Here is an 8,247-nt window from a genome sequence, read left to right as displayed (position 1 = left end):
GCGTACGCGAAGTTGTTGCTCAGCTGGAGGATCTTCTCGACCTTGACGCCGTGACCGACTTCGACCTCGTACTGCGTGACTGTGGGGCCGCGCGAGAACCCGGTGACCTTCGCATCGACCTTGAACTGGGTCAGCACACTCGTGATCTGCTCGATCACCTTGTCTGTGGCCTCGGAACGCGCGACGGGCGGTGGCCCTTCGACCAGGAGCCCGGGCGAGGGAAGCACGTACGGAGCGACCGGCGCCTGCGGCCCCCGCTCCCCCGGCCCTGCGGTGCCGAAACCGTCGAGGCCCGGAAGCTCGGGCATCTCGCCCGTGTCGGACTCGTCATCCAGCAGCGCCGTGGTCTGCTGGCCCGCCAGCGACTCGGTCACCGAGCGAACGTCCGAGAGCACCTCGGTCGCAGCGTCGTACGGGTCTTCCACCACGACCGCCTGGTCATACGCGGGCGTGGGGTCGGAAGTCGTCAGAAGTGCAGTGATGTCGTCGGAGCCGAGGGTTCCCTCGTCCGGGTCTTCCTCGCGACCCGTCTTGTTGCGACGCCACCAGGGCAGCACATCGGGGTCGTCGACCTTGTCGGACTCGTCGATCACCGCGGCATCCTTCGCCGGCTTCTCGACGCGCTCCGCGTCGAACATCCAGGCGTAGAGATCGCCGAGACGCTGTCCGATGCGGTTCGGCGGAGTCTTGGTGAGGATCAGGATGCTGAGACCGGCCAGCAGCGCGAGCACGATGTACGCGCCCACAGGGGTCAGATACGAGAGCGGCTCCCCGATCATCCACCCGAACAGTCCGCCGGCCTCACTGAGAGCGGGCATGCCGTCTCGGGGCTGCGCACGCACGAGCGCTCCGGCCGAATCGACGCGGCCGGCGGCGATGTGGCAGAAGCCCGCGAGGGTGAGCACGAACAGCCCGAAGCCGATGCCGATGCGCCCGTTGTCATGCACGGACGACGGATGACGGAACAACCACCCTGCGAGAAGGAGAAGCAGCACGGGCATGACGAACGCGACCCGGCCGACGAGAAGGCCCACCGAGTAGGCGCTGATGTTCGAGGCGACCTCGTTGCCGATGAAGAACCACTCGTTGACGGCGCCCGCGATCGCCAGCAGAACGAGGAGGAAGGGGAATCCGTCGCGCCGATCGTCTTTCTCGAGGGTCTCGGGACCGAACGCGCGGAAGAGTCCGCCCACGCCGTGAGCGAGGCCGACCCATGCACGCACCGCGACCGGTGGCCGATCGAGCTCGTCGATGTACTTCTTGGGCGCTGCCTGGGTCTTCGCAGCAGCCTGCCTCTTCGGGCGAGGCGTGGCGCTCTCGGACGCGCGCGCTGACTTCGTGGAACTCCTGGCCATGCTCTCACGTTACGACCAGAGGCCGACAAAGCCCGTAATGACGCGGCATTCCGGCGCCTTCCGAGGGCGGCGACATGCAGGTCTCACGGCATCCGATGCACCATGGTGACGCGTGTCGGTCCTGCGTCGACGACGACGAAACCCTCGGATCGGTAGAGGGTTCGCGCGAAGTTGTCGTTCTCGACGCTGAGGCTGAGACGCGAGTGTCCCTGCTCGCGTGCAGACACGACCAGTCTCCGCAGCAGCGCGCGGCCGACTCCGTGAGCGCGCCAGATCGGCTGCACGCCGATGATCAGCTCCGGCACCGCGGTTCCGACGAACCCGAAGCCCGGATCTGCCTGGGACAGCATGCGGTACCAGGCCGCTCCGATCGGCTGACCTTCGGAGTCGACGGCGACGTACCCCGCGTCTGCTGGGCGCATCCACCCTGACACGTATCGCCGGTGCTCAGCTGCCGTCAGGATCTCGTGCCGCGGGCGAGCCCCTCCGGCACGCCAGTTGGCCGCCTCGACGACCATGTCGCCGAGAAAGCTCCCGTCGGCCTGCACGGCGGGTCGGATCGAGTAGGCGTCCGGCATGCACAGAGCATACGGCGCACGCGTTACAGCCGAATGACCACGGACTGTGAATGCCCGAGCTGTGGCGCCCGGCTCACGCCTCGATGACGAGAGGGACGATCATCGGACGGCGACGCAGCTTCTGGTTTACCCAGCGGCCGATCGTGCGACGCATCACCTGCGAGAGCGCATGGGTGTCGCGCACGCCGTTGCCGGACGCTTCCTTCAGTGCAGCGATGATCTTCGGGGTGACATCGTCGAACACGGAGTCGTCCTCTGCGATACCCCGCGCGTGGATCTCGGGCCCGGAGATGATCCGACCGGTCGCGGCATCGACCACGACGATGACCGACACGAAGCCCTCTTCGGCGAGGATCCGGCGGTCCTTCAGATCGGCGTCGGTGATCTCCCCGACCGTCGACCCGTCGACGTAGACGAACCCGAGGTCGAGCTGCCCGACGACACGGGCGTCGCCGTCCTTGAGGTCGATCACGGTGCCGTTCGAGGCGATGATCGTCCGCTCGGCCTCGATCCCGGTCTCCTGTGCCAGCTTGGCGTTGGCGATCAGATGGCGGTACTCCCCGTGCACGGGCAGGACGTTCTTGGGCCTGAGGATGTTGTAGCAGTAGATCAGCTCGCCGGCCGCGGCGTGGCCCGAGACGTGCACCTTGGCGTTGGCCTTGTGCACGACGTTCGCGCCGAGCTTGGTCAGACCGTCGATCACGCGGTACACGGCGTTCTCGTTTCCGGGGATCAGGCTGGATGCGAGGATCACGGTGTCGCCCGGGCCCGGCTCGATGGCATGGTCGAGGTTCGCCATGCGGCTGAGCACTGCCATCGGCTCGCCCTGAGAGCCCGTGGACATGTAGACGATCTTGTCGTCGGGCAGGTCTCGAGCCTTCTTGTAGTCGATCAGCAGACCGCTCGGCACCTTCAGGTAACCGAGGTCCTCGGCGATCGTCATGTTGCGCAGCATGCTGCGACCGAGCAGGGCGACGCGGCGTCCGTGTGCGGCGGCAGCGTCGAGAACCTGCTGCACACGGTGCACGTGGCTCGAGAAGCTCGCGACGATCACACGACGCTGCGCCTTGCCGATCACCTGGTCGAGAACGGGGCCGATGGAACGCTCGGTGGGAGTGAAGCCGGGGACATCGGCGTTGGTCGAGTCGACCAGGAACAGGTCGACCCCCTCTTCGCCCAGACGGGCGAACGCACGCAGGTCGGTGATCCGGCCGTCCAGCGGCAGCTGATCCATCTTGAAGTCACCCGTGGCCAGGACGAGACCGGCGGGAGTGCGGATCGCGACCGCCAGTGCATCAGGGATCGAGTGGTTCACCGCGACGAACTCGAGATCGAACGGTCCGACCTTCTCGCGCTGCCCCTCCTTCACGGTCAGCGTGTAGGCCTTGATGCGATGCTCCTTGAGCTTCGCCTCGACGAGAGCGAGCGTGAGGCCCGAACCGATCACGGGGATGTCGCTCTTCAGGCGCAGCAGGTAGGGAACGGCGCCGATGTGGTCCTCATGGCCGTGGGTCAGGACGACACCGACGATGTCGTCGAGGCGACCCTTGATCGGTTCGAAGTCCGGCAGGATCAGGTCGACTCCGGGCTGGTGCTCCTCAGGGAAGAGCACGCCGCAGTCGACGATGAGGATCTTGCCGTCGAACTCGAAGATCGTCATGTTGCGGCCGATCTCGCCGAGTCCGCCGAGCGGGGTGACCCGCAGCGACCCTTCGTCGAGTGCTGCGGGTTCTGCGATCGGGATGGACATGCTGTCTCCTCAGTCGGACACTCCACGCGTCCGTTCGTTCATGGTGACGCGCCTCAGCGCGTGCGGTCTCAGCGGGTCGTGCCGTGCACTTTCGGCAGGGCACCGCCCGCGGCCGCGTTGCGGTCGGGGCGGAAGTTGGAGAAGTCGGCGCCGGGGACGTCGGTCCCGAGGTCGAGCTCGTCCTCGATGAGGGCGGCCTCCCACTCTTCCGGGCCGACGAGGGGCAGCCGCACTCGGGGGCTCGGGATGCGACCGAGCCCGTGCAGGATGTACTTCGCGGCGACGGTCCCGGGCACGTGCGTCATGACCGCGCGCACCAGCGGCTCGAGACGCTTGTGCTCCGCGGTCGCCGTCGCGAGATCGCCCCTGTTCACCGCGTCGATGATCGTGCGGTACGGGGTCGCCGTGATGTTCGCGGTCACGCCGATGAGTCCCGTCGCACCGATGGCGAGATGCGGGAGCACGTTCGCGTCGTCTCCCGAGAAGTACATGAGGTCGGTCTGATTGAGCACCCGACTCACCTCGGAGAAATCTCCCTTGGCATCCTTCACGGCGAGGATGTTGGGGTGCTTGGCGAGCCTGAGGATCGTCTCGTACTTGATCGGCACGCCGGTGCGACCGGGGATGTCGTAGAGTATCACCGGCAGATCGGTCGCGTCTGCGACGAGACGGAAGTGCGTCAGGATGCCGGCCTGCGTGGGCTTGTTGTAGTACGGCGTGACGATCATGATGCCGTCGGCGCCGGCCTTCTCGCTGGCCTTGTAGAGCTCGATCGCATGCGCGGTCTCGTTCGATCCGCCGCCGGTGATGATCTTCGCCCGACCGGCGGAGACCGACTTTCCGATCTCGACGAGCTTGAGCTTCTCGGGGTCCGTCAGGGTCGAGGTCTCGCCGGTCGTTCCCGTCACGACGATGCCGTCAGCACCTGCGGTGATGACGTCATCGATGTGCTGCTCGACGGCGGGCCAATCGACTTCGCCGTCCGCCGTCATCGGAGTGACGAGCGCGACGAGAACCTGTCCGAATGGGTTGCCCGAGTGCGTCATGCCCCCAGCGTATCTGGTCGGATGCCGCTCACCCAGACGGGGCGAGCACGATGACATCCTCGCGCGGCACCGCGACGCCGGTACGGAGCAGAGGGACCCGCCGGTCGAGGAGCCTGCGGAGCGCCTGGGCTCAGACCCGACCGCGCCGTGCGACCCCGGAGGTGAGCGAGCTCGGGAGCAGACCTGCGAGACCGACGATGGCCTTGTAGCGCAGCGAAGGGATCGACACCGCCATGCCTCGTGCGGCATCACGGAGACCCTCGCGAACCACGTCTCGTGCGTCGAGCCACATGAACGCCGGAACGCCCTCGTGGCCCGGTGCGAGCCCCATGCGCTCATGGAACGATGTATGCGTGAAGCCCGGGCACACCGCGGTGACGGAGACGCGATCGCGGGCATATTCCGCATTCGCCCACCGGCTGAATCCGATGAGCCAGCTCTTGCAGGCCGAATACGTCGAGCGCGAGATGAACCCGGCGACGGAGGCGACGTTGATGATCCGGCCGCCCCGTCCACGCATCGACTGCAGCGCGGCATGCATGAGCCGCATCGACGCCTCGACGTGGACCCTGAGGTGGCGGACCTCATCATCGATCGCATTGTCCGCGAACTGCAGCGGCAGACCGAAGCCCGCGTTGTTGATCAGGAGGTCGACGGGGTCGACGGTGTCGCGCAGACGTCGGGCGACCCGCTCGACATCTGTGGCTTCTGNNAGCGCATCTGTCGAGCGCGCGACGAGGATCAGATCGGCCCGACGCCGGGCGAGCTGGCGCGCGAATTCCGCTCCGAGTCCGGCACTGGCGCCGGTGATGAGTGCGGTGGGCATCAGCGCTCGTATCCGAGGAAGCGGTAGCGCACACCCGAACGGGACGTCATCCACTCCCCTTCGTCGACGAGACGCCAGCCGCTCTTGGAGGGAGCATAAGCATCGCCGGCCACCTCGAGATCGAGCTCGGTGACCTCGAGTCGATCGGCATCGGCGATCACGAGACGGAAGATCTCGGCACCGCCGATGATCCACACCCTCTCTTGTCCGCGCACCGCTTCGGTCACCGTCGCGGCGCGACGGGCGCCGTCTGCCGCCCAGTCCTGCTGACGCGTGATCACGATGTTCTCGCGTTCCGGAAGCGGACGGAACCGCTCGGGCAGCGAGTCCCACGTCTTTCGCCCCATGATCACCGGCGCTCCGAGGGTCGTCGACTTGAAGTGCGCGAGATCTTCGGGGACGTTCCAGGGCATGCCGCCCTCGGCGCCGATGACTCCGCCCTGGGCCTCAGCCCAGATGAGTCCGACCCAGGTCATACCGCCACCGCCGCACGGATCGGCGCGTGATGCTGGTAGTCCTCGACGACGAAGTCCTCGTACCGGTAGTCGGAGATCGACTCGGGAGTACGGGCGAGGCGGACGGTGGGATAGGGGAACGCGTCGCGGCTCAGCTGCTCTCGGACCTGATCGAGGTGGTTGTCGTAGATGTGGCAGTCGCCGCCGGTCCAGACGAAGTCGCCGGGCTCGAGTCCGACCTGCTGAGCGACCATCAGTGTGAGCAGCGCGTACGACGCGATGTTGAAAGGAACGCCGAGGAACAGGTCGGCGCTGCGCTGGTAGAGCTGGCAGGAGAGCTTGCCGTCTGCGACATAGAACTGGAACAGCGCATGGCAGGGGGCGAGAGCCATGTCGGGGATGTCAGCCGGATTCCAGGCCGACACGATCAGCCGGCGAGAATCGGGGGTGCGACGAATCTGCTCGATCACCTCGGCGAGCTGGTCGATGCTCTCGCCGTCAGGGGTCGGCCAGGAGCGCCATTGCACTCCGTACACCGGACCGAGGTCGCCGGACTCATCAGCCCATTCATCCCAGATGGTGACCCCGTTCTCCTGCAGCCACCGGACGTTCGAGTCGCCGCGGAGGAACCACAGAAGCTCGTAGGCGATCGACTTGAAGTGCACCCGCTTGGTGGTGATCAACGGGAACCCCTGCGAGAGGTCGAAACGGATCTGCCGCCCGAACACGCTGGTGGTGCCTGTTCCGGTTCGATCGGACTTGCGGGTGCCGGACTCCAGCACGTCGCGGAGCAGGTCTTCATACGGCGTCGGGACGGCTGCGCTCATGTCAGCCAGACTACCCGGCATCGGCGACATGGAGCCGGTCCGTCACGATGCGTCACATCGCCCCTCACTCCCCCGCACGGCCGTAATCTCGAGCCATGTCGCCTGCACTCGCCCTCGCCGTCGCCGGAGCGCTCGTCGTGCTCGCGGCCACGGTCGGGATCGTCCTGCGCCTCGCCGACGGACGGCGGCGGGGCGGCGGGCATCTCCGTTTCGACCCCGCCGATGCCGATGCCCCGCAGCTGGGCCCGCGCGCGACCCTCGTGCAGTTCAGCACCGAGATGTGCACACGATGCCCGCAGGTGCGTCGGATGCTGACCGGAGTCGCGGCGGACCACGAAGGTCTGGATCACATCGAGGTCGACCTCACCCGTCGACCAGATCTCTCCGCCCGGTACAGGGTGCTGCAGACTCCCACGACGTTCGTGGTCGACAGGTCGGGCGCGGTTCGCGCGCGCTTCAACGGGATCCCCCCACACCACGCCCTCACGGAAGCGATCGCCGCCCTCTGAGGCGCAGTGAACGGAGCACAGATGACCCCTCCCCCAGGAATCGACCCGCGAGGACCGCGCTTCGCGGCGACGATCACCGCGGTACTGCTGCTCGTCGCGACGTTTCTCGCACTGACCGGCATCTCGACAGCGAGCTCGTCCGGCTGGCAGACCTGGGCGATCACCTCTGCGCCCCTCGCCCAGCGGGCGTTCGATCCGGGGTTCCTTCTCGCTGCCGTGATCGCGCTGCTGTTCCTGTGGAGCGTGCTCTCTGCGAAGACAGCGCCGTGGGGCGTGGTCTTCCGTCGCTTCGTGCGGCCTCGCCTGACCCCGCCGACCGAGCTGGAAGACCCTCGCCCGCCACGCTTCGCCCAGGGTGTCGGGCTCTTCGTCGTCACGATCGGCCTCGTCCTGCACCTCGCCGGAGTGCCGTGGGCCCTGCCCATCGCGACAGCTGCAGCCTTCATCGCCGCATTCCTCAACGCCGCCTTCTCTTTCTGCCTGGGCTGCCAGATCTACCTGCTGCTGCAGCGAGCAGGCGTGCTCGGCCGTACGCTCTCCTCGCCCTGAGCGCGGTTCCACCCGGGCCGACCGGTCGATAGGCTGACCGGACACGCGACCGCACATCCCGCAGCGCGAGAACCGGAGGAATCATGCCCGTCACCAGCGAAGCCACCACCACCTGGACCGGATCCCTCTCAGAGGGCTCGGGCACCGTCGCCTTCTCCTCGTCGAAGCTCGGGACCTTCCCGATCAACTGGAAGGCCCGCAGCGAGGGCAGCGACACCACCACCACTCCGGAGGAGCTGATCGCAGCCGCGCACGCCTCGTGCTTCAGCATGGCTCTGTCGCATGCGCTGTCGGAGAACGGCACCCCGCCGGAACGCGTCCACACCAGCGCGTCCGTGACGTTCCAGCCCGG

Annotated in this window: 10 protein-coding genes; 3 read left to right on the top strand and 7 right to left on the bottom strand. The window is 67.1% G+C overall.

The window, feature by feature from the left end:
* From J7E68_RS19570 to J7E68_RS03470, 7 genes are all read right to left on the bottom strand, one after another.
* A partial coding sequence (locus J7E68_RS19570) for a DNA translocase FtsK (RefSeq protein WP_285224764.1) occupies positions 1-1,355 on the bottom strand: 1,355 nt, incomplete at its 3' end.
* 83 nt (positions 1,356-1,438) lie between these two features.
* Complete coding sequence (locus J7E68_RS03495) at positions 1,439-1,933, bottom strand: GNAT family N-acetyltransferase (RefSeq protein WP_215169895.1); 495 nt, start codon at positions 1,931-1,933, stop codon at positions 1,439-1,441.
* Between the two features lie 73 nt (positions 1,934-2,006).
* The gene (locus J7E68_RS03490) at positions 2,007-3,683 is read right to left on the bottom strand and encodes a ribonuclease J (RefSeq protein WP_215169893.1); all 1,677 of its coding nucleotides are present in this window, start codon (positions 3,681-3,683) and stop codon (positions 2,007-2,009) included.
* A 68-nt stretch (positions 3,684-3,751) separates the two neighbouring features.
* Positions 3,752-4,729, bottom strand: a complete 978-nt coding sequence (dapA, locus tag J7E68_RS03485) for a 4-hydroxy-tetrahydrodipicolinate synthase (RefSeq protein WP_215169891.1) — start codon at positions 4,727-4,729, stop codon at positions 3,752-3,754.
* 130 nt (positions 4,730-4,859) lie between these two features.
* Entirely contained in the window at positions 4,860-5,555 is a 696-nt protein-coding gene (locus J7E68_RS03480; protein ID WP_215169889.1) for an SDR family oxidoreductase, read from the bottom strand.
* Positions 5,555-6,031, bottom strand: a complete 477-nt coding sequence (locus tag J7E68_RS03475; protein ID WP_215169887.1) for a dihydrofolate reductase — start codon at positions 6,029-6,031, stop codon at positions 5,555-5,557. Before J7E68_RS03475 ends, J7E68_RS03480 begins: the two co-directional genes overlap by 1 nt.
* Positions 6,028-6,837, bottom strand: a complete 810-nt coding sequence (locus tag J7E68_RS03470) for a thymidylate synthase (RefSeq protein ID WP_215169885.1) — start codon at positions 6,835-6,837, stop codon at positions 6,028-6,030. The genes J7E68_RS03475 and J7E68_RS03470 overlap by 4 nt, the downstream gene beginning before the upstream one ends.
* Before the next feature lie 95 nt (positions 6,838-6,932).
* On the opposite strand from J7E68_RS03470, the gene J7E68_RS03465 reads away from it, so the two are divergent.
* The 3 genes from J7E68_RS03465 to J7E68_RS03455 form a co-directional block, all read left to right on the top strand.
* The gene (locus J7E68_RS03465) at positions 6,933-7,346 is read left to right on the top strand and encodes a thioredoxin family protein (RefSeq protein ID WP_215169883.1); all 414 of its coding nucleotides are present in this window, start codon (positions 6,933-6,935) and stop codon (positions 7,344-7,346) included.
* Positions 7,347-7,367: 21 nt separating this feature from the next.
* Positions 7,368-7,895 (top strand): DUF4395 domain-containing protein, encoded by a 528-nt coding sequence (locus tag J7E68_RS03460; protein ID WP_215169881.1) that lies wholly within the window; start codon positions 7,368-7,370, stop codon positions 7,893-7,895.
* 83 nt (positions 7,896-7,978) lie between these two features.
* A partial coding sequence (locus J7E68_RS03455) for an OsmC family peroxiredoxin (protein ID WP_215169879.1) occupies positions 7,979-8,247 on the top strand: 269 nt, incomplete at its 3' end.

The organism is Microbacterium sp. ISL-103 (genome assembly GCF_018613995.1).
In the GTDB taxonomy this organism is placed as follows: Bacteria; Actinomycetota; Actinomycetes; order Actinomycetales; family Microbacteriaceae; genus Microbacterium.
This window is presented reverse-complemented; position numbering and strand designations above follow the sequence as displayed.